This is a genomic window from Pseudomonas sp. MTM4, assembly GCF_019355055.1.
Classification (GTDB): Bacteria; Pseudomonadota; Gammaproteobacteria; order Pseudomonadales; family Pseudomonadaceae; genus Stutzerimonas.
In genome coordinates this window covers 904,512-923,201 of sequence record NZ_CP048411.1, presented here as the reverse complement: position 1 = coordinate 923,201, position 18,690 = coordinate 904,512, and the positions used below count along the sequence as shown (strand labels likewise).

At 60.8% G+C, this 18,690-nt stretch carries 19 protein-coding genes; 16 read left to right on the top strand and 3 right to left on the bottom strand.

The genetic code is table 11. The features are described from left to right. Positions 1-152 precede the first annotated feature (152 nt). Positions 153-1,397 carry a serine/threonine transporter SstT gene (gene sstT / locus GYM54_RS04125; protein ID WP_181104123.1) on the top strand — a complete coding sequence of 415 codons (1,245 nt, stop codon included), beginning with the start codon at positions 153-155 and terminating at the stop codon, positions 1,395-1,397. A 104-nt stretch (positions 1,398-1,501) separates the two neighbouring features. Here sstT and fabB read toward each other — a convergent pair whose 3' ends face one another. After that, positions 1,502-2,719 (bottom strand): beta-ketoacyl-ACP synthase I, encoded by a 1,218-nt coding sequence (fabB, locus tag GYM54_RS04120; protein WP_131651533.1) that lies wholly within the window; start codon positions 2,717-2,719, stop codon positions 1,502-1,504. Between the two features lie 11 nt (positions 2,720-2,730). Then, the gene (gene fabA, locus GYM54_RS04115) at positions 2,731-3,246 is read right to left on the bottom strand and encodes a 3-hydroxyacyl-[acyl-carrier-protein] dehydratase FabA (protein WP_045161538.1); all 516 of its coding nucleotides are present in this window, start codon (positions 3,244-3,246) and stop codon (positions 2,731-2,733) included. Positions 3,247-3,660: 414 nt separating this feature from the next. Here fabA and GYM54_RS04110 point away from each other — a divergent pair, with 414 nt between their 5' ends. The 8 genes from GYM54_RS04110 (at position 3,661) to GYM54_RS04075 (ending at position 9,999) form a co-directional block, all read left to right on the top strand. Further along, on the top strand, positions 3,661-4,683 hold the full coding sequence (locus GYM54_RS04110) for an NAD(P)H-dependent glycerol-3-phosphate dehydrogenase (protein WP_181104121.1): 1,023 nt from the start codon (positions 3,661-3,663) through the stop codon (positions 4,681-4,683). A 20-nt stretch (positions 4,684-4,703) separates the two neighbouring features. Further along, positions 4,704-5,042 (top strand): DUF4389 domain-containing protein, encoded by a 339-nt coding sequence (locus tag GYM54_RS04105; RefSeq protein WP_131651531.1) that lies wholly within the window; start codon positions 4,704-4,706, stop codon positions 5,040-5,042. After that, a complete protein-coding gene (gene sixA, locus GYM54_RS04100; protein WP_131651530.1) occupies positions 5,039-5,497 on the top strand; it encodes a phosphohistidine phosphatase SixA in 459 nt (152 codons plus the stop codon). The genes GYM54_RS04105 and sixA overlap by 4 nt, the downstream gene beginning before the upstream one ends. 65 nt (positions 5,498-5,562) lie before the next feature. After that, positions 5,563-6,018 (top strand): hotdog fold thioesterase, encoded by a 456-nt coding sequence (locus tag GYM54_RS04095; protein ID WP_131651529.1) that lies wholly within the window; start codon positions 5,563-5,565, stop codon positions 6,016-6,018. A 104-nt stretch (positions 6,019-6,122) separates the two neighbouring features. Next, positions 6,123-6,929: an alpha/beta fold hydrolase gene (locus GYM54_RS04090; protein ID WP_131651528.1), complete on the top strand. Its 807-nt coding sequence runs from the start codon at positions 6,123-6,125 to the stop codon at positions 6,927-6,929. After that, positions 6,926-7,783, top strand: coding sequence for an alpha/beta hydrolase (locus GYM54_RS04085; RefSeq protein ID WP_131651527.1), 858 nt, complete (start codon positions 6,926-6,928; stop codon positions 7,781-7,783). Before GYM54_RS04090 ends, GYM54_RS04085 begins: the two co-directional genes overlap by 4 nt. 245 nt (positions 7,784-8,028) lie before the next feature. Beyond that, positions 8,029-8,832 (top strand): DUF4892 domain-containing protein, encoded by an 804-nt coding sequence (locus GYM54_RS04080; protein ID WP_181104119.1) that lies wholly within the window; start codon positions 8,029-8,031, stop codon positions 8,830-8,832. A gap of 75 nt (positions 8,833-8,907) precedes the next feature. Then, positions 8,908-9,999: an AI-2E family transporter gene (locus tag GYM54_RS04075; protein ID WP_181104117.1), complete on the top strand. Its 1,092-nt coding sequence runs from the start codon at positions 8,908-8,910 to the stop codon at positions 9,997-9,999. An 18-nt stretch (positions 10,000-10,017) separates the two neighbouring features. Here the strand turns inward: GYM54_RS04075 and GYM54_RS04070 are convergent, their stop codons facing one another. Beyond that, on the bottom strand, positions 10,018-11,004 hold the full coding sequence (locus GYM54_RS04070) for a patatin-like phospholipase family protein (RefSeq protein ID WP_131651524.1): 987 nt from the start codon (positions 11,002-11,004) through the stop codon (positions 10,018-10,020). 165 nt (positions 11,005-11,169) lie between these two features. Between GYM54_RS04070 and selD the strand changes: the two genes are divergently transcribed. The 7 genes from selD (at position 11,170) to GYM54_RS04035 (ending at position 18,661) form a co-directional block, all read left to right on the top strand. After that, a complete protein-coding gene (selD, locus tag GYM54_RS04065) occupies positions 11,170-12,204 on the top strand; it encodes a selenide, water dikinase SelD (RefSeq protein ID WP_181104115.1) in 1,035 nt (344 codons plus the stop codon). After that, on the top strand, positions 12,204-13,310 hold the full coding sequence (gene mnmH, locus GYM54_RS04060) for a tRNA 2-selenouridine(34) synthase MnmH (protein WP_181104113.1): 1,107 nt from the start codon (positions 12,204-12,206) through the stop codon (positions 13,308-13,310). The genes selD and mnmH overlap by 1 nt, the downstream gene beginning before the upstream one ends. 11 nt (positions 13,311-13,321) lie before the next feature. Next, a complete protein-coding gene (locus GYM54_RS04055) occupies positions 13,322-13,600 on the top strand; it encodes a hypothetical protein (RefSeq protein ID WP_131651521.1) in 279 nt (92 codons plus the stop codon). Between the two features lie 235 nt (positions 13,601-13,835). Then, on the top strand, positions 13,836-14,753 hold the full coding sequence (locus tag GYM54_RS04050; RefSeq protein WP_181104111.1) for a MoxR family ATPase: 918 nt from the start codon (positions 13,836-13,838) through the stop codon (positions 14,751-14,753). 33 nt (positions 14,754-14,786) lie between these two features. Further along, entirely contained in the window at positions 14,787-15,749 is a 963-nt protein-coding gene (locus GYM54_RS04045) for a DUF58 domain-containing protein (RefSeq protein ID WP_181104109.1), read from the top strand. Further along, the gene (locus GYM54_RS04040) at positions 15,746-17,764 is read left to right on the top strand and encodes a DUF3488 and transglutaminase-like domain-containing protein (RefSeq protein ID WP_197445129.1); all 2,019 of its coding nucleotides are present in this window, start codon (positions 15,746-15,748) and stop codon (positions 17,762-17,764) included. The genes GYM54_RS04045 and GYM54_RS04040 overlap by 4 nt, the downstream gene beginning before the upstream one ends. Positions 17,765-17,863: 99 nt before the next feature. Continuing rightward, entirely contained in the window at positions 17,864-18,661 is a 798-nt protein-coding gene (locus tag GYM54_RS04035; RefSeq protein ID WP_197445128.1) for an acyl-CoA thioesterase II, read from the top strand. Positions 18,662-18,690: the final 29 nt, after the last annotated feature.

Genomic DNA, 18,690 nt, shown 5'->3' with positions numbered 1-18,690 from the left:
GCAACCAATTCCGTGGCAGCCCTCGGTTCGTCTCAATGCTGGGCATATGGGCGTAGGATGCGTACTATTCGGCGTTTTTATTCGAACCTTCGCCTGCTCCAGTGCCAGGAAAGCCTTGGGTTCGCTCCAGCCTCTTACGCCGAGACTCTGTGATGTCCAACCTATCAACCCGTCTTTTCAGAGCTTATAACTGCGTCAGTCTGGTGACGCAGATCGTTGTCGGGCTTATCGCCGGTTGTCTGCTGGCCTGGTTGTTTCCGCAAGCGGCAAAGTCGGTCAGCTTGCTGGGTGATCTGTTCGTGTCTGGGTTGAAGGCTGTCGCCCCGATCCTGGTGTTTGTGCTGGTGACAGCGTCGCTGGCCAACCATAAACGCGGACAGCCGACGCATATTCGGCCGATTCTGATTCTCTATGCCTTGGGTACCTTGAGCGCCGCTGTGGTAGCGGTGACAGCCAGCGCACTGTTTCCAACGACTCTGATATTGACCAGCCAGGCGAACGATGTGGTGCCGCCCTCGGGCGTTGGCGCGGTGCTGCAAACGCTGATGTTCAACGTAGTAGACAACCCGGTACGGGCACTTATCGAAGGGAACTTCATCGGCATTCTGGCCTGGGCCATAGGCCTTGGATTTACCTTCCGCCATGCTCGTGACAGCACGCGTGACCTGATAACCGATATGTCGGAAGGTGTGACGCTGATCGTCAAGGTGGTGATCCGCTTTGCGCCGCTGGGCATCTTCGGTCTGGTAGCCGGAACACTTGCCGAGTCCGGGTTCTCGATGCTGACTGGTTACCTGAAACTGCTGCTGGTTCTGGTTGGCAGCATGCTGTTCATGGCGCTGGTGGTGAATCCGTTGATCGTGTTCTGGCAGATTCGCAAGAATCCCTATCCGCTGGTCTTCACCTGTCTGCGTGAGAGTGGCATCACTGCGTTCTTCACGCGCAGTTCGGCGGCGAACATCCCAGTCAACATGCAGCTGTGCGAACGTCTCGGGTTGCATAAGGACACCTACTCGGTGTCGATTCCGCTGGGCGCGACCATCAACATGGGTGGGGCAGCCATCACCATCACGGTGCTGACCCTCGCCGCAGTCAATACGCTGGGTGTCGTTGTAGATATTCCTACCGCCATTCTGCTCAGTCTGCTCGCCTCTATCTGCGCTTGCGGTGCTTCCGGCGTGGCTGGCGGCTCGCTGTTGTTGATTCCGCTAGCTTGCAGTCTGTTCGGAATATCCAACGATATGGCCATGCAGGTGGTTGCGGTCGGATTCATCATCGGTGTGGTGCAGGATTCGGCTGAAACTGCGCTGAATTCATCCACTGACGTGCTGTTTACAGCGGCGTCCTGTATGGCTCATGGCGATACAGTCGCAGTGACGGACGAAGGCTTGAGCTGAACCGTCCTGCGATTTACTTCAGCTTGAAACTTTGAAGTGCAAACGAAAACGCCCCGATCAGCTTGCTGATCGGGGCGTTTTCATTACTGCGGCTGTTCGGTCGATCAGCCTTTCCAGCGCTTGAGCACCAGGGTGGCGTTGGTGCCACCGAAGCCGAAGCTGTTGCTCATCACGGTGTCGAACTGAGCGTTCTCGCGGGTTTCGCGAACGATCGGCAGGTCGGCGACTTCTGGGTCCAGCTCGTCGATGTTCGCCGAGCCGGCGATGAAGTTACCCTGCATCATCAACATGCAGTAGATCGCTTCGTGAACGCCGGCGGCGCCCAGCGAGTGGCCGGACAGGCTCTTGGTCGAGCTGATGGCCGGGATCTTGTCACCGAACATGTTGCGCACGGCCTTGGCCTCGGCCACGTCGCCCACCGGGGTGGAAGTGCCGTGGGTGTTGAGATAGTCGACCGGGCCGTCGACCGTGGCCATCGCCTGCTGCATGCAGCGCAGCGCGCCTTCGCCACTGGGGGCGACCATGTCATAGCCGTCGGACGTGGCGCCGTAGCCGACGATTTCCGCGTAGATCTTGGCGCCGCGCTTGAGCGCGTGCTCCAGCTCCTCGACCACCACCATGCCGCCGCCGCCGGCAATGACGAAACCGTCGCGCTTGGAATCATAGGCGCGTGAGGCCTTTTCCGGCGTGTCGTTGTACTGGCTGGAGAGGGCGCCCATGGCGTCGAACAGGCAGCTCTGGCTGTAGTGCTCTTCTTCACCGCCACCGGCGAAGACCACGTCCTGCTTGCCCATCTGGATCTGCTCCATGGCATGGCCGATGCAATGCGCGCTGGTGGCGCAGGCCGAAGCGATGGAATAGTTGATGCCCTTGATGCGGAACGGCGTAGCCAGGCAGGCGGAAACCGTGCTGCTCATGGTGCGTGGCACCCGATATGGGCCGATGCGCTTGACGCCCTTGTCGCGCAGGATGTCGATGGCTTCCATCTGGTTGATGGTCGAAGCGCCACCAGAGCCGGCGATCAGACCGATGCGCGGATTGGAAATGTCATCGGCGCTGAGGCCGGAGTCTTCCAATGCCTGTTGCATGGCCAGATAGGCATAAGCCGCCGCATCGCCCATGAAGCGCAGGACCTTGCGGTCGATCAGCTCTTCAAGGTTCAGATCGACTGAACCCGAGACCTGGCTGCGCAGACCCATGTCCGCATAGGCCTGATTGAAACGAATGCCAGGGCGGCTGGCGCGCAGGTTGGCGGAAACGGTGTCTTTGTCATTGCCGAGGCAGGAAACGATACCCAGGCCGGTGATCACGACGCGACGCATGCGGAAGTCCTTCAAAAGCTATCGGTAGAGGTAAACAGGCCGACGCGCAAACCTTCGGCACTGTAGATCTCGCGACCATCCACGCTGACGGTGCCGTCGGCGATGCCGAGGATCAGCGAGCGACTGATGGTGCGCTTGATATGAATGTTATAGGTGACCTTCTTGGCGGTCGGAAGGACCTGGCCGAAGAACTTCACTTCGCCAGAACCCAGCGCACGACCACGGCCGGGGTTGCCCTGCCATCCAAGGTAAAAGCCGACCAGCTGCCACATGGCGTCGAGGCCCAGGCAGCCAGGCATGACCGGATCGCCTTCGAAATGACAGGCAAAGAACCAGAGATCAGGGTTGATATCCAGCTCGGCGACCAACTCGCCCTTGCCGTACTTGCCGCCCACTTCGCTGATATGAACGATGCGATCGACCATCAGCATGTTCGGCGCGGGCAGTTGCGCATTACCGGGCCCGAAAAGCTCGCCGCGGCTGCAACGGAGCAGATCTTCCCGAGTAAAGGCCTGTTGTTTGGTCATGCGTATTCCTCAATGGTCCCTTTATGGAGGGCTTGCTGCTTTTTATCTGACTCGAGATTGAAGAGTCCGATCATAAAGACTAGTCATAGACTGTCACCCTGCGCTGAAAGTCACAGCCCAAGGATACCGCTCGTTTCGACCAACTCGTAGGAAGACCATGGTAGAAACGGGCCGATACTTTAACACTCCTGATCTATGACAACGACCATGTGACGTTCTGTCCGTTATGGACCGATGAACAAAGTGTCATGACGATAGCGAGAGCTAGCCGAATAAAGCGGCTTCTGCCGGCTCAATATATCGCTGGAAACTGTAACCTGATGATTCGAATGACGATGGGCTTTGCACTGGCTGCGCGCTGACGGCTACGTATAATGCCGGCACTGCCACCGGGTGGCTCAAAACGGATACCCCATGACTGAACAGCAACCCATTGCGGTGCTTGGCGGCGGTAGCTTCGGTACCGCCATTGCGAATCTATTGGCCGAGAATGGTCACGGCGTGCGCCTGTGGATGCGCGATGCCGAACAGGCCGAGTGCATTCGCACGCAGCGCCAGAACCCTCGATACCTAAAAGGCGTGACGATCCTTTCTCAGGTCTGTCCGGTTACTGATCTGGGGCAGACGCTGGCGGATTGCTCGCTGGTCTTCGTGGCGCTCCCGTCCAGCGCGTTACGCCAGGCGCTAACGCCGTTCGCCGCTCAGCTGTCGGGCAAGATGCTGGTCAGCACGACCAAGGGCATCGAGACGAATGGCTTCATGCTGATGAGCCAGATCTTGGAAGAAATCGCTCCACAGGCCCGAATCGGTGTGATCTCGGGTCCGAATCTCGCTCGCGAAGTGGCCGAGCATGCGCTGACCGCGACCGTGGTGGCCAGCCACGACGAGGAACTCTGCCGATGCGTGCAGCAGGCTTTGCACGGGCGGACATTCCGCGTCTATGCCAGTGCCGATCGGTTCGGTGTCGAACTCGGGGGCGCGCTGAAAAATGTTTACGCGATCATGGCCGGTATGGCCGCCGCGCTCGGTATGGGTGAGAACACACGTAGCATGCTGATCACGCGTGCGCTCGCCGAGATGACGCGCTTTGCCGTCAGGCTGGGAGCCAATCCCATGACGTTTCTGGGGTTGGCGGGTGTCGGGGATCTGATCGTTACTTGCACCTCGTCGAAAAGCCGCAATTTTCAGGTGGGTCATGCGCTTGGTGAGGGCTTGAGCCTAGACGAGGCGGTGTCACGACTGGGTGAGGTTGCCGAGGGGGTCAACACCATCAAGGTATTGAAGACCAAGGCCGAGGAGCTGCAGGTGTACATGCCGCTGGTCACGGGGCTGCATGCCATTCTGTTCGAGGGGCGTACGCTGGAACAGGTAATCGAGCTGCTGATGCGCGGCGAGCCGAAGACCGACGTGGATTTCATCTCCACTGATGGCTTCTGACAACGACACCGGAGGTATGGATGAACACACCACAACGCAGCGCGGAGCGTGAGTCGCTGATCTTGCGCGCAATCTGGATGCTGCTTTTCTTTTTTGTCTGGCAAGTGGCCGAGCTGGTGCTGCTGGTTATCGTGGTGGCGCAGCTGGTCCTGCGGGCGGTAAACGGTAAGGTCAACGTGAGCCTGCAAGAGTTGGGTGACAGTCTCAGCCAATACGTGGCGCAAATAGGTCGCTTCGGCACGTTCAACACCGATCGCAAGCCGTGGCCGATGTCGGATTGGCCCAAGCCGCGTCCCGCTGACATTGAAACGGCATCGCCTGTCGCGCCCGAGGCCCCGAAGCAGGAGCCGCAGCCATGAAGCTGTGGCTCCTGCGCCACGGCGAGGCCGAGCCCAGAGCCCGTACCGATGCGGAGCGCAATCTGACTGGGGCCGGCCAACTTGAAGTGGAGCATGCTGCCAGTCATTTGCAGGGACAACCTCTTCAGGCCATCCTCGTCAGTCCGTACCAGCGAGCCCAGCAAACTGCCGAGATTGTCCGTCAGACGCTTGGTTTTACTGGAGCGGTCGAAACGGTACCCTGGCTGACGCCGGAGTCCGACCCGAAGGATGCCATGCTCTATCTCGACCGTCGTATCGAGCAGCATTTATTGCTCGTGACTCACCAGCCCTTCGTTGGTGTATTGGGCGGTTGGCTGGTCAGTGGCCATCGCGATGCGCCGCTGTCCATGGCCACGGCCAGTCTGGCCGAGTTGGAAGGTGATCATCTTGCGACGGGCTCGATGCGCCTTGCCGGGCTACGGCATCCCGAATGAACCAAGGCGTTTGCACGCTACGTCACCCCTGAATATCTCGAATAAAAAACCACGGAGAGCGTCACTTGAGCATTTGGCATCGTCCCCCGGACCTCGATCAATTCAATGCAAACCGCCAGAACACCATCGTCGAACTGCTCGACATTCGTTTCGAAGCGGTCGACGACCAGTCCCTTACCGCGAGCATGGTGGTCGATTCACGAACCCATCAGCCCTTTGGTTTGCTGCATGGCGGCGCCTCGGTAGTACTCGCCGAAACCGTGGGCTCCATGGCCAGCTTCCAGTGCATCGATCCGAGCCGATTCTATTGCGTTGGCCTCGAAGTCAACGCCAACCACATCCGCGCGCTGCGCAGCGGTCGCGTCACGGCGGTCTGCCGTCCTGTTCACCTGGGGCGTTCCAGCCACGTCTGGGATATCCGTCTGAGTGGCGATGACGGCAAGCTCAGCTGTATTTCCCGGCTGACCGTAGCTGTCGTGCCGGTGGGTGAGAAGAGCCCTCGGCCCTCAGAAGCGTCATAGATGCCTTGTTTGGCAGGACCGCCCTGGGTTCTGCCGCTCAGGCCGTTTGCCGTAAGGGGAAGGCGCCCAGAAAATAGCTGTCTTTCACTTATTTAATCGAGCCCATGACGCAACGCATCTTCTTCGCGCACGCCAACGGTTTTCCTTCGGGCACCTATCGCAAGCTGTTCGGCGCCTTGGCGCCGGAGTACACCGTTACTCATCTTGACCAGCACGGTCATGATCCACGCTTTCCGGTGGATGACAATTGGCAGAACCTGGTGCAGGAACTCATCGAACAGCTCACGGCGCTGAATGAGCCGGTCTGGGGCGTGGGTCATTCGTTGGGTGGCATGCTGCATTATCACGCTGCCTTGCAACGTCCCGAGCTTTACCGCGGGGTTGTCATGCTCGATTCGCCGATGACGACCTGGTTCGATCAGACCCTGATCTGGGTGGCGAAGCGTTTCGGCTTCATTGATCGGCTCACTCCAGCGGGTCGTACCATCGGCCGCCGCGAGGCGTTCAGGTGCGTGAATGAAGCGCGGGAATATTTCGCCAGCAAGACGTTGTTTCGTGCATTCGATCCAGAGTGCCTGGACGCCTACGTCGAGCATGGACTGGAGCCAACCGCTGATGGGCTGCGTTTGCGCTTCGACCCCGAAACAGAAATCCGTATCTACCGCAGCGTGCCGCATGTTACGCCTGGCTGGCCGCATGCTCTGAAGATTCCGCTTGCCGTGGTGCGCGGTAGCCAAAGCCGGGTGGTGCTGCCGCATCATGCGTATCTGCTTCGGCTGGTTGCGCATGGCGAGTCGCATACCTTGCCCGGTGGGCACATGTTTCCGCTCGAATATCCGAGCGATACGGCGGCTTTGCTCAAACAATTGTTCAGTCGCTGGAGCAATCTGAACAGAAGAGGTGCCGCATGACTGTCGTGTTTGAAGAGATTCGCCTGAGCCTACCGCATATCGAAGTCGCGGCGCATCTCTACGGTCCAGAGGATGGTCGGCCAGTCATTGCGTTGCACGGCTGGCTGGACAATGCCGCTACCTTTTCCCGTCTGGCGCCGTTGCTGAACGGCGTCCGTATCGTCGCGCTGGACTTGCCGGGACATGGTCATTCCGATCATCGTCCGGTCGGTGCCGCCTACAACATCTGGGATTACGCTCACGACGTGCTGCAGACTGCCGAGCAATTCGGCTGGCAGCAGTTCTCCCTGTTGGGTCATTCGATGGGGGCGATTGTGTCGGTGCTATTGGCCGGCGCCATGCCCGATCGAATCGAGCGTCTGGCATTGATCGATGGGGTGATCCCCTTTACTGGTGAGGCCGACACCGCGCCGCAGAAGCTCGGCGAATCGTTGCAGGCGCTGCTCTCCGTCGATGAGAAACGCAAACCGGTCTATGCCACTTTCGAACAGGCTGTCGCGGCGCGCATGAAAGGTGTCGGAGCGGTCAGCCTGGAGGCGGCCGAGCGCCTTGCCCTGCGGGGGTTGATGCCGGTTCCGGGTGGCTATACCTGGCGTACTGATGCCCGGCTCATGCTGCCGTCCCCAATGCGCTTGACGCGTGCGCACGCGCTGGCATTCGCTCAGCGGGTGGCCTGTCCGGCCAGCCTGATCCTGGCGGAGCAGGGGCTGATGACCCGGCCCGAAACGCTTGAGTTATGCGATTCCTTGCCGTTCACGTTGCATCGATTGCCCGGCGGGCACCATCTGCACTTGGATGATCAGGCAGGTGCCGAAGCGGTTTCGGCTGTTTTCAATCCCTTCTTCGCGTCTTGACTCAGGCGGTAGCGCAGTTACGCAAGAATCTGTCGCAAAGCCTTGCTTGACTTGCTTTTGCCAACTGGTGAGGCTGGGCAATCGCCTCAGCAGGGACCACCCATGATTGCCATCCATACACACCAAGCCCAAGGCCACACGGTATCCGTTGTGCTCGATGAACTCGGCCTGTCTTCTTGCACGCAGCTGCTCAGAAGCGCACCCGAATGTCTAGAAGCTTGCGGTGTGATTCGTTGAGGGCCGGTATGCGAGCTGCATGGGTTTTCACATTGGGAGCTTTTGCCGGTGTGGTGAGCGCTGCTGACCTTCCTGGTAGCCGGGATTTCGATTCGCTGCCACGCTATCCGCAGGCGCAGATCGTGGCGTTCAAGGAACAGCCGGTGCTGGAGCGGACCTACCCGTTGGATTCGATTCGGCGAATCAGCGGTCGCCTGCGGATGAGCGATCAGGTTACGGCGAGCGGCCAACTGACGGCCGTGACTTACCTGTTACCGGCGGTCCATACCGGTATCGAAGCATTCGAGCGGGCGCGCAATAGCCTGTTGGAAAGCGGTGCCGAATTGCTCTTCTGGTGCGAAGGGCGCGAGTGTGGATCGAGCAGTCTATGGGCCAATGAGATATTCGAGCGCTCGACGCTCTATGGCCCCGATGCCCGACAGGCTTATCTGTTGGCGCGCCTGCCTGGCGATTCCGACCGCTTCATGGCGCTTTATGGCATCACCCGTGGCAATGGTCGCCCTTATCTGCAAGTGGAACAGTTCAGTCCCGATGAGACGCTTGGCGTCATTTTGCCGAATCCGGCAACGTTGTTGCGCCAACTGAAGAGTACCGGCGAGCTCTGGCTGCCGCGGTTGCCTCAAGAACCCACGGCGGAGTGGGGCGCCCTGCTGGCCAATGTGCTGCGGCTCGACAGCACTATTCGAGTGGCACTGGAGGGCGAGGGGGCGGCGGAGTGGCATGAGGCCTTGACGCAGGAGCGAATCCGGGCGCGACGCCTGGAGGCCGAAGTGTCCGAAGAGAGTGGCTTGCGAATCAAACTGTTGCGCTGAAGGGCGTTTCAGACTGCAATGGCGCACTGCCCGGTGCGCTTTGCTCGCGCCACGTTTTTTTCGATAGGTAACCTGATGCTCAACAACGATCGTCTGCTGGTGCAGATTCTGCTCCTGGTACTGCTCGGTGCCTGTGTGTGGGTGCTGGCTCCGTTTGCTTCCGCGTTGTTCTGGGCAGCGGTGCTGGCCTTCGCGAGCTGGCCGATCATGCGCGTACTGACACGCTGGCTGAAAGGCAACTCTACGCTCGCCGCAACGCTGCTAACGTTTGGCTGGATGGTGTCGGTAGCGGTGCCGCTGGTGTGGCTGGGCTTCAACATCGCCGACCACATTCGAGAGGTCAACGTGCTGGTGCACAACCTTCAGATGCAAGGCTTGCCGCCGCCCCCCGAGTGGGTCGGTGAGTTGCCACTGGTAGGCGATCGTTTGTTAGCGCTATGGAACACTCTGGACGAACAGGGCACGGCCTTTTTTGCCACCATTCGGCCCTACATCGGCCAGGTCGGCAACTGGATGCTGGTGCGCAGTGCACGCATTGGCGGTGGGATGCTGGAGCTGGCGCTCAGCCTGGTGCTGGTGTTTTTCTTCTACCGCGACGGACCGAAACTCGCGGCCTTCATTCACAGCCTGCTGCATCGGTTGATTGGCGACCGTGCTGATCATTACCTAGAGTTGGTAGCCGGTACGGTACAGCGTGTCGTCAACGGTGTGATCGGTACGGCCGCTGCCCAGGCGATTCTCGCTTATGTGGGGTTCAGCATTGCCGGCATACCAGGCGCGTTGATTCTCGGCCTGCTGACCTTCGCGTTCAGCTTTCTGATGGTTCCGCCACTGGTGTGGGGGCCAGCGGTGGCCTGGCTGGCCTGGCAGGGCCAGTACGGTATGGCAGTGTTTCTCGGTGTCTGGGGCATGTTCATCATCAGCGGCGTGGACAACGTGCTGAAGCCCTACTTGATCAGCCGGGGCGGTAATCTGCCGTTGGTAGTCGTGCTGCTTGGCGTGTTTGGCGGCGTACTGGCGTTCGGTTTCATGGGCCTGTTCCTAGGCCCGACGCTGCTGGCGGTTGCCTACAGCCTGTTGGGTGACTGGCTGATCAAGGAAGTGCCGGAAGCCGCTAGCCCGGAAAAGCTGCCGGGCAGTGGATTCGATCAGACGCACTCTCGCTGAAAGGGCGATCAGCGGTGACTAAAGCTGTTCCTCCTCGTACTTGTCGAGCGTGTCTCGGGCGACGATCTGACCCAGCTTGATTAGCTCCGGCGCCTTGTAGAACTCGTAAAAGCGGCACGCGCGCTTGGGAATGTTGACCAGCACGTTCGGCGGATAACCGGCGATCTTGTACTGCGTTAACGAGGATTGCATGACTTCGAAGCTCTGGTTGATAAGCTCCAGCAAGGACGCTGGGCTACCCACATCCACGACCATCGATCCTTCTGCCGATTTCGGCGCGCTCTGCCCGGTGGGCGCTGCCGGCGGCTGGGTGCCATCGCCTTCTTCCGCAGCCTGAAGCTCTGCAAGTTGCTCTTCCAATCCCTTGCTGCGCCAGAACGGGATGTGCGAGCTGATCGAGTTGACCATCGCATCGAAGCGACCCGGACGGATTATCTCCGGCAGCGGGTACTGCCGATGGTTGTTGGCGTTGAGGTTGACCGCGATGATGATGTCGCAGTGGGCGGAAACCACCGGCACGATCGGCAACGGATTGAGGATGCCACCGTCCACCAGCATCCGGTTGCCCTGCATAACCGGCGTGAACAGGCTCGGGATGGCTGCCGAGGCGCGCATCGCCTGCTCCAGGTTGCCTTCCTGAAACCATATTTCCTGCTGGTTGGTCAGGTCGGCCGCGACGGCTGTGAAGGGGATCGGCAGATCCTCGATGTTGATCGAGCCCAGCATGTCGCGAATACGTCCGAAGATCTTCTCACCTCGTATCGCCCCGAGACTGAAACTTGGATCGACCAGGCGCAGCATGTCCAGGTAATCCAGGCTTTCGACCCAATCGCGATACTCGTCCAGTTTGCCCGCTGCGTAGATTCCACCAACCACCGCACCCATCGAGCAGCCTGCGACGCATTTGATTTCATAGCCCCGCGCCGTCAGTTCATCGATGACCCCGATATGCGCATAACCGCGCGCGCCACCCGACCCCAGTACCAGTGCGACCTTGTTGCCCATGCGATTCTCCCTATGGCAGGGGCAATAGCTTCAAGCTTCATGCCGCAAGCTTCAAGTTAAAGCCAAGCGTGCAACGAAAACATCACCCTCGCGGCGCAGCGAAGGCGGCTCTGGCCTTTGCTACAATCGGCGCCCGTTTTGCCAGCGTCATGAGGGCCTTTCCAGATGAGCGAACCCATTCGCCTTACTCAGTACAGCCATGGTGCCGGCTGCGGCTGCAAGATTTCCCCGAAGGTGCTGGATGTGATCCTCGCCGGCAGTGGCGCGCAGAATCTCGATCCGCGCCTGTGGGTCGGCAACGCCTCGCGTGACGATGCCGCCGTGTACGGCATCGACGAAGAGCGCGGCGTGGTGTCGACCACTGATTTTTTCATGCCCATCGTCGACGATCCGTTCGACTTCGGCCGCATTGCCGCTACCAACGCGATCAGTGACATCTATGCCATGGGCGGTGATCCGCTGATGGCCATCGCGATTCTTGGCTGGCCGGTCAACCTGCTCCCGCCGGAAGTGGCCCGCGAAGTGATCGCTGGAGGGCGAGCCGTCTGTGATGCAGCAGGAATTCCGCTGGCCGGCGGCCATTCGATCGACGCGCCCGAGCCGATCTTCGGCCTGGCGGTTACCGGTCTGGTGAACAAAGCCCAGATGAAGCGCAACGATACGGCGTCGGTCGGGTGCAAGCTTTATCTGACCAAGCCGCTGGGCATCGGCATTTTCACCACCGCGGAAAAGAAGGCCAAGCTGCGGGACGAAGACGTCGGCCGGGCGCGTGATCTGATGTGCACGCTCAACCGGCCAGGCAGCCGCTTCGGCAAGCTCGCGGGCGTTCGCGCCATGACTGACGTCACCGGTTTCGGCCTGCTCGGGCATCTGGTAGAAATGGCCGATGGCAGCGGCGTGACTGCGCGCATCGATTACGCCCGCGTGCCGCGTCTGGAAGGCGTCGAGTACTACCTGGAGCAGGGCTGCGTTCCCGGTGGCACCGGGCGCAACTTCGAAAGTTATGGCGACCGCATCGCCACGCTCGATGAAGCGCACAAGCAACTGCTCTGCGACCCGCAAACCAGCGGTGGACTGCTGGTGGCGGTGGCGCCCGAAGGCGAGGCGGAATTCCTCTCGGTCGCAGCCGAGCTCGGTCTGGCATTGGAACCGATCGGCGAGTTGGTCGATGCCGGCGCCTTTGCGGTCGAGGTCTGTTGATGCGCAGCGATACCAGCAACTTTCGCGAACTGTTTCTCAACGATGTTCCGATGATGGATGCCCGTGCACCCGTGGAGTTTGCCAAAGGCGCTTTCCCGGGCGTAGTCAATCTGCCACTGATGAACGACGTCGAGCGGCAGAAAGTCGGCACCTGCTACAAGCAACACGGCCAGCAGGCGGCGCTCGAACTCGGTCACCGCCTGGTCAGTGGGAAACTCAAGGCCGAGCGCATCCAGGCGTGGGCCGACTTCGCACGTCACAATCCGCAGGGCTACATCTACTGTTTCCGTGGCGGGCTGCGTTCGCAATTGGTCCAGCAATGGCTCAAGACCGAGGCGGGAATCGACTATCCGCGCGTGACCGGCGGCTACAAGGCGATGCGCCATTTTCTGCTCGATACGCTTGAGCATGCGGCGGCGCACGACGATTTCGTGCTGGTGGGTGGCATGACCGGTACCGGCAAGACCGAAGTACTGGCGCGCCTGGACCACAGCGTCGACCTGGAAAGCATCGCCAATCACCGAGGCTCGAGTTTTGGCAAGCGCGCCACGCCGCAACCGGCGCAGATCGATTTCGAGAACGCACTGGCGATTCGCTTGCTGAAGCTGCAGCACGCCGGTGTCAGGCAGTTCGTGCTCGAAGACGAGGCGCGGCTGGTGGGGCGCTGCTCGATCCCGCTGCCGCTGTTCCAGGGCATGCAGCGTTATCCTCTGGTGTGGCTGGAAGACAGCATCGAGGGGCGGGTCGAACGGATCCTCAAGGACTATGTGATCGATCTCTGTGCCGAATTCATCCATGAGCAGGGCGAGGAGGGCTTCACAGCATTCGCCGAGCGTTTGCGGCAAAGTCTGGTCAATATCAGTAAGCGGCTCGGTGGCGAGAGCTACAAGCAACTGGCTGCAATCATGGAACAGGCGCTTGCCGAGCAGGCCACTAGCGGCTCGGTCGATCTGCATCGCGGCTGGATCGAGGCATTGCTGAGGCAATATTACGACCCCATGTATGCCTACCAGCGCGAGAGCAAAGCGTCCCGAATCGAGTTCGCGGGAGAGCAGGACGCCGTGGTCGAATTCCTGCGCGAGCGCGCCGCAGGTAAGCACAATTGAGAGATGCAGCGATGAAAAATCTGATCTGTTTGTCCATTCTGGCGCTGGCCCTTACAGGCTGCGCCGCGAAAACCGCGTATCGCGATAATTGCGCCTCGCAACTGAACGCAGCATGGGAAGAGCAGAGCCTCGCGGAAGCGGAAGGCTTCGCCGGCACCGTGAGCTATTCCAAGGCGATGGCTCTTCTGACCGGCGCCAAGACCCAACAGCAATTCGAGGCGTTCCAGGGCTGCGTTGAAAAGGCCAAGAAGGCGCGCTTCTACCTGCGTGAATCACGGGCGGGGCGCTGACAGCACTTCCGGTGGCAGCTTTTATGGCTGCCACCCATTCTCTTCTGAGCCGATGTGCCGGTCGGCTCGAATCTCGATTCTGACGCCAACATGCGCGCGTTGCAGGCTGGCGTCGTCCTATCGCCGCTGGGTCTGATCAGGCTCCGGATCACAACTTCGTCAACAAAGATTGCAGCTGGCTTTGCCTGAGCGTACCGGGTCAGTAGCATCGCTGGACGAACAGAAGGAGAACGGCATGCGCACTAGATTGGACGTCTGTCTGCGAGCGGTGAATGAGGTGCTGCTCGGCAAACAATCACAGGTGCGGTTGGCCATGGCCTGTCTGCTGGCGAGAGGGCATCTGTTGATCGAGGACCTGCCGGGCATGGGCAAGACGACCCTCAGTCACGCCCTCGCCAAGGTAATGGGACTGGAGTTTCAGCGGATTCAGTTCACCTCCGATCTGCTGCCGGGCGATATCCTCGGCACCTCGGTATTCGACAAGGACACTGGCCAGTTCGCGTTCCATCCGGGGCCGATCTTCTCCGAGCTGATTCTGGCCGACGAAATCAACCGGGCCACGCCCAAAAGCCAGAGCGCATTGCTTGAAGCCATGGAAGAAGGGCAGGTGACCATCGAGGGCGCCACGCGGCCATTGCCCGATCCCTTCTTCGTCGTCGCCACGCAAAATCCGGTCAGTTCTGGCGGTACATTTTCTTTACCCGAGTCGCAACTGGATCGCTTCCTCATGCGGTTGTCGCTGGGCTATCCGGCCAAAGCCGCAGAGAAAGCGCTGCTGCTGGGCGATTCGCGTCGCGATTTGCTCGTTCGGCTGGAGCCTCTGCTCGATCGCGCCGCGCTGGTGGAAATTCAGGATGTGGTGGCGCAGGTTCGGGTCAGCGATGCGTTGGTCGATTACGTGCTGCGGCTGGTCGAGGCCACCCGCACGCAACCACAGTTCGCCTGGGGCCTGTCGCCGCGTGGCAGTCTCGCGATGCTGGCCGCGGCACGCGCCTGGGCCTTTCTCGATGGCCGCGACTACGCCATACCGGAAGATGTGCAGGCCGTGCTGCCGTCCGTGGTCGGCCATCGTCTGCGTGAGCGCGCCGATGCCACCGGCCACGGCGGCGGCGCCCTGGTGCAGTGGCTGCTGCGCGAAGTGCCGGCGCTCTGATGAGCAATCGCAGCAATTGCGCAAAGGATCAGCATGCGACTACTACCGCGGATACGTGATCGCTGGCTGCTGAAGCGCATCCCGCCGGGTCCGAGTATGCGCCTTGACCAGCGGCGAATATTCATCATGCCGACTCCGGTGGGCATGACCTTTCTGATTGCGTTGCTGCTGATGCTGGTTGCGGCGATCAATTACCAGAACAGTCTCGCCTACGCGCTGACGTTCCTGCTCGGTTCGGTCTACATGGTCGCGATCCTGCATACTTGGCGCAATCTGGCCGGGCTCACGCTGCATGCCGGTGGCTCGCAGGCTGTGTTTCTCGGTGAACAGGCGCGTCTGCAGGTCAGGCTGGAAAGTCGTGGACGTCTTTATCAGGCGGTTGCGCTGGGATGGCCGAAAAGCGGTCTGCAAGTGGTCGACGTACCGGCGGGTGGAACTTGCGAGGTCGACTTGAGCCTGGCGACCGAACGCCGTGGCTGGCTGCGGCCCGGGCGCCTGCGTGTCGAGAGCCGCTTCCCACTGGGCATTCTGGTGGCCTGGAGCTGGATCGACCTGCAACTGGCCGCGCTGGTATATCCCCGCCCTGCGGTTGGCGAGCTGCCAGAAGCAGGCGGGGTGGCCGAAGAAGAGCGTGAGGGAAGCCGCGCATCGGGGCCTGGCATTGACGATTACCAGGGGCTCAAGCCCTGGCAGCCGGGCGATTCACGGCGACGTCTCAACTGGAAGGCCTATTCCCGTGGGCAGGGCTTGCTGGTCAAGGATTTCACCGCCTTGCTCGGGGAGGAACCGCTGCTCGATCTGGATGCGCTCGACGGCGATCTCGAGGCGCGGCTGTCGCTGCTCTGCCATTGGGTCGTCGAGTTGTCGGCACGTCAGCAACCCTTCGCTTTGCGCATATCCGCGACAACCATCGGTCCAGACGCGGGAGTCGATCACCGAAATCGTTGCCTGCGCGAGTTGGCGCTGTTCGGCCTGGAGCAGGAGGGCCCCCAATGAGCACGCTCCAGACCATTCCACGAAACGGGTTGCTCTGGCTGCTGGTTGCGCAGGTGCTGGTGATCCTGCCGCATCTCGGCCATTTGCCGCTGTGGATCATCGGCCTCTGGCTGGCCTGTGCCAGTTGGCGGGTGCAGATCTTCCGCATGCGCGCTCATTATCCGCGCGGCTGGGTAAAAGCGCTGATGATGATCGGCGTGGGCGGCGGGGTGTACCTTTCACGCGGCAGCCTGATCGGGCTCGACTCCGGCGTGGTGCTGTTGATTGCCGCATTCATACTCAAACTGGTGGAGATGCGCAGCCGGCGCGATGCCTGGGTGCTGATCTTCCTCGGCTTCTTTGCAGTGACAACGAGTTACCTGTTCAACGACAGCCTGCCGGCCGGGCTCTACAGCCTGCTACCGGTAACCGCGCTGCTGGCGGCGATGATCGGCCTGCAGCAGAGCAGTACCGATACTCACCCCTGGCCAACGCTGCGTCTGGCCGGATCGTTGCTGCTGCAAGCCATACCGCTGATGCTTGTGCTGTTCGTGCTGTTTCCACGCATGGGGCCGCTCTGGTCATTGCCGCAGCCCAAGGATCGCGGTGTGACCGGACTTTCCGACAGCATGTCGCCAGGCGATATTGCCGAGCTGAGCCGGTCCTCCGAGCTGGCATTCCGGGCCAGTTTCGAAGGTCCGATTCCAGAGCGGGACCAGCTGTACTGGCGGGCCGTCACCTTCGAGCGCTTCGATGGCCGGCGCTGGTCCCAGTCGCTCGCATCGCAGTTTTCGCCTGCGCCTGAGTGGACGCCCGACGGCACTGCGGTGAGTTACACCGTCGTCATGCAGCCCAGTGGCCGATCATGGCTCTACGCGCTGGACGTGGCCCAGGTCGATGCCGACACCGTTCAACTGATGGCCGATTTCCATCTGCAGCGTCCGCGCCCGGTTCATCAGGCTTTGCTTTACCAGGCGACCTCGTGGCCCGAGTCGTTGCGCGAACCCGCCGCCGAGCCCGCCACGCTGGAGCGCGCCTTACAGCTTCCCGCGCAAGGCAATCCGCGCAGTCATGCCTGGGCTGCGGCGTTGCGCCGTGAGCATTCGGACCCCGAAGCCGTCGTGCAGGCGCTCCTTCAGCATTTCAATCGACAGCCTTATCGTTACACGCTGCAGCCTTCATCGGTCGGCGCCGATATCGTCGACGGCTTTCTGTTCGATACGCTGAACGGCTTTTGCATTCACTATGCCGGGGCGATGACCTTCGTCTTGCGCGCCGCTGGAATACCGGCCCGGGTCGTGGCGGGTTATCAGGGCGGCGAAATCAACCCGTCGGGCAATTACCTCTCGGTTCGTCAGCTCGACGCACACGCCTGGGTCGAATACTGGAGTGCGGATCGAGGCTGGATTGCGATCGATCCGACGTTCCAGGTAGCGCCCGAGCGCATCGAGCTGGGGCTGGAACAAGCGCTCTCCGAGGAAGACGCGCTGCTCGATGATTCGCCGCTGGCGCTGCGGCGCTATCGTGACATTGGCTGGCTGAACCAGCTGCGATTCGGCTGGGACAGCCTCAACTATGGTTGGCAACGTTGGGTGCTCGGCTATCAGGGCGAACGCCAGCTGGACGCTCTGAAAGGTCTGTTCGGCAAACTCGACGAACGCAGGCTCGGGCTGCTGACGGTCATCACAACCGCTGTGTTGATGATGATCCTGGCCTTGATGCTGCTGAAACCCTGGCGGCGTGAGCGCGACCCGCAGCTGCGTCTGTTTCGCCGCTTCGAACGGTTGCTGGCTCGTCATGGTACCGAGCGACAGGCGGGCGAGGGCGCGCGGGATTTCGCCGAGCGTGCAGCACATCAGCTTCCGGTAGCCGCCGGTTCGATTCTCGATTTTTCGCGGCTCTATGAGATGGCTCGTTATGCCGGCCGTCCGGCTGACAGAAGCGCGATGCAAGCGGCTCTTGCAAAGGTGAGACGTCAGCTGCCGTGGCGCTCCGGTATCGGCAGAAACAGAAGAACAGCCTCGCCCGAACGATAGTGATGCGCGATGGTGCGTTATCACCGAATGCCAATCGCATGCCGTTACTCGCGTGTCGGCGATAAGATGACCGACTGATAAGAACAAGCCGAGGTGGGCATGACCCTTTCCGAGTTGATACAAGCCGTGCGTGAAAACCCGAACAACCTTATCGTACCCGCCACATGGGGGCAGGGTCGTGCCGGCTTTGGCGGGCTGGTTGCAGCGCTGGTCTACGAGGCCATGCAGGCGCAGGTGCCGGAAGGTCGGCCGGTACGCTCGCTGGCTATTACCTTCGTCGGCCCGTTGATGGTTGATACCCCGGTGAGTTTCGAGGCTGAAGTGCTGCGCGAGGGCAAGGCTGTCAGCCAGGTGCTTGGGCGAGCTGTGCAGGACGGCCAGGTGGTGACCATCATCCAGGGGAGTTTCGGCGCGGCGCGGACATCGGCCATTCGGGTGGCTGCGGAACCAGCACCAGCGATGCCGGCGGTTGATGAGTGTCAGGAGCTGCCCTACGTTCCAGGCGTGGCGCCGGAATTTACACGTTATCTGGCGATGCGTTGGGGTATCGGTGGGCTGCCGTTCAGTGGCAATCCTTCACGCGAAATGGGCGGTTGGGTGCGGCTGCGCGGTGAAGTCGAACGCGAGCCTGTAACTGTCGCGCATCTGCTGGCATTGGTGGACGCCTGGCCGCCAGCGCCACTGTCGCATTTGAAGCGCTTCGCACCTGGCAGTTCGCTGACATGGACCATTGAGTTCATCCAGCCGGTACCGCAGTTTGACACCCACGAATGGTGTCGCTATCGCGCGGTGATCGAGCATGCCCAGGATGGCTACGGTCATTGTGCTGCGGCACTCTGGACAGCCGAGGGTGAACTGGTGGCGCTGAGTCGTCAGACGGTAACGGTGTTTGGCTGACCGATTTTCAGGGGCGGCCTCAAAAAATG

Coding starts and splice junctions, on each gene's coding strand:
- sstT (WP_181104123.1), top strand. CDS start 153: ATGTCCAACCTATCAACCCGTCTTTTCAGAGCTTATAACTGCGTCAGT.
- fabB (WP_131651533.1), bottom strand. CDS start 2,719: ATGCGTCGCGTCGTGATCACCGGCCTGGGTATCGTTTCCTGCCTCGGC.
- fabA (WP_045161538.1), bottom strand. CDS start 3,246: ATGACCAAACAACAGGCCTTTACTCGGGAAGATCTGCTCCGTTGCAGC.
- GYM54_RS04110 (WP_181104121.1), top strand. CDS start 3,661: ATGACTGAACAGCAACCCATTGCGGTGCTTGGCGGCGGTAGCTTCGGT.
- GYM54_RS04105 (WP_131651531.1), top strand. CDS start 4,704: ATGAACACACCACAACGCAGCGCGGAGCGTGAGTCGCTGATCTTGCGC.
- sixA (WP_131651530.1), top strand. CDS start 5,039: ATGAAGCTGTGGCTCCTGCGCCACGGCGAGGCCGAGCCCAGAGCCCGT.
- GYM54_RS04090 (WP_131651528.1), top strand. CDS start 6,123: ATGACGCAACGCATCTTCTTCGCGCACGCCAACGGTTTTCCTTCGGGC.
- GYM54_RS04085 (WP_131651527.1), top strand. CDS start 6,926: ATGACTGTCGTGTTTGAAGAGATTCGCCTGAGCCTACCGCATATCGAA.
- GYM54_RS04080 (WP_181104119.1), top strand. CDS start 8,029: ATGCGAGCTGCATGGGTTTTCACATTGGGAGCTTTTGCCGGTGTGGTG.
- GYM54_RS04075 (WP_181104117.1), top strand. CDS start 8,908: ATGCTCAACAACGATCGTCTGCTGGTGCAGATTCTGCTCCTGGTACTG.
- GYM54_RS04070 (WP_131651524.1), bottom strand. CDS start 11,004: ATGGGCAACAAGGTCGCACTGGTACTGGGGTCGGGTGGCGCGCGCGGT.
- selD (WP_181104115.1), top strand. CDS start 11,170: ATGAGCGAACCCATTCGCCTTACTCAGTACAGCCATGGTGCCGGCTGC.
- mnmH (WP_181104113.1), top strand. CDS start 12,204: ATGCGCAGCGATACCAGCAACTTTCGCGAACTGTTTCTCAACGATGTT.
- GYM54_RS04055 (WP_131651521.1), top strand. CDS start 13,322: ATGAAAAATCTGATCTGTTTGTCCATTCTGGCGCTGGCCCTTACAGGC.
- GYM54_RS04050 (WP_181104111.1), top strand. CDS start 13,836: ATGCGCACTAGATTGGACGTCTGTCTGCGAGCGGTGAATGAGGTGCTG.
- GYM54_RS04045 (WP_181104109.1), top strand. CDS start 14,787: ATGCGACTACTACCGCGGATACGTGATCGCTGGCTGCTGAAGCGCATC.
- GYM54_RS04040 (WP_197445129.1), top strand. CDS start 15,746: ATGAGCACGCTCCAGACCATTCCACGAAACGGGTTGCTCTGGCTGCTG.
- GYM54_RS04035 (WP_197445128.1), top strand. CDS start 17,864: ATGACCCTTTCCGAGTTGATACAAGCCGTGCGTGAAAACCCGAACAAC.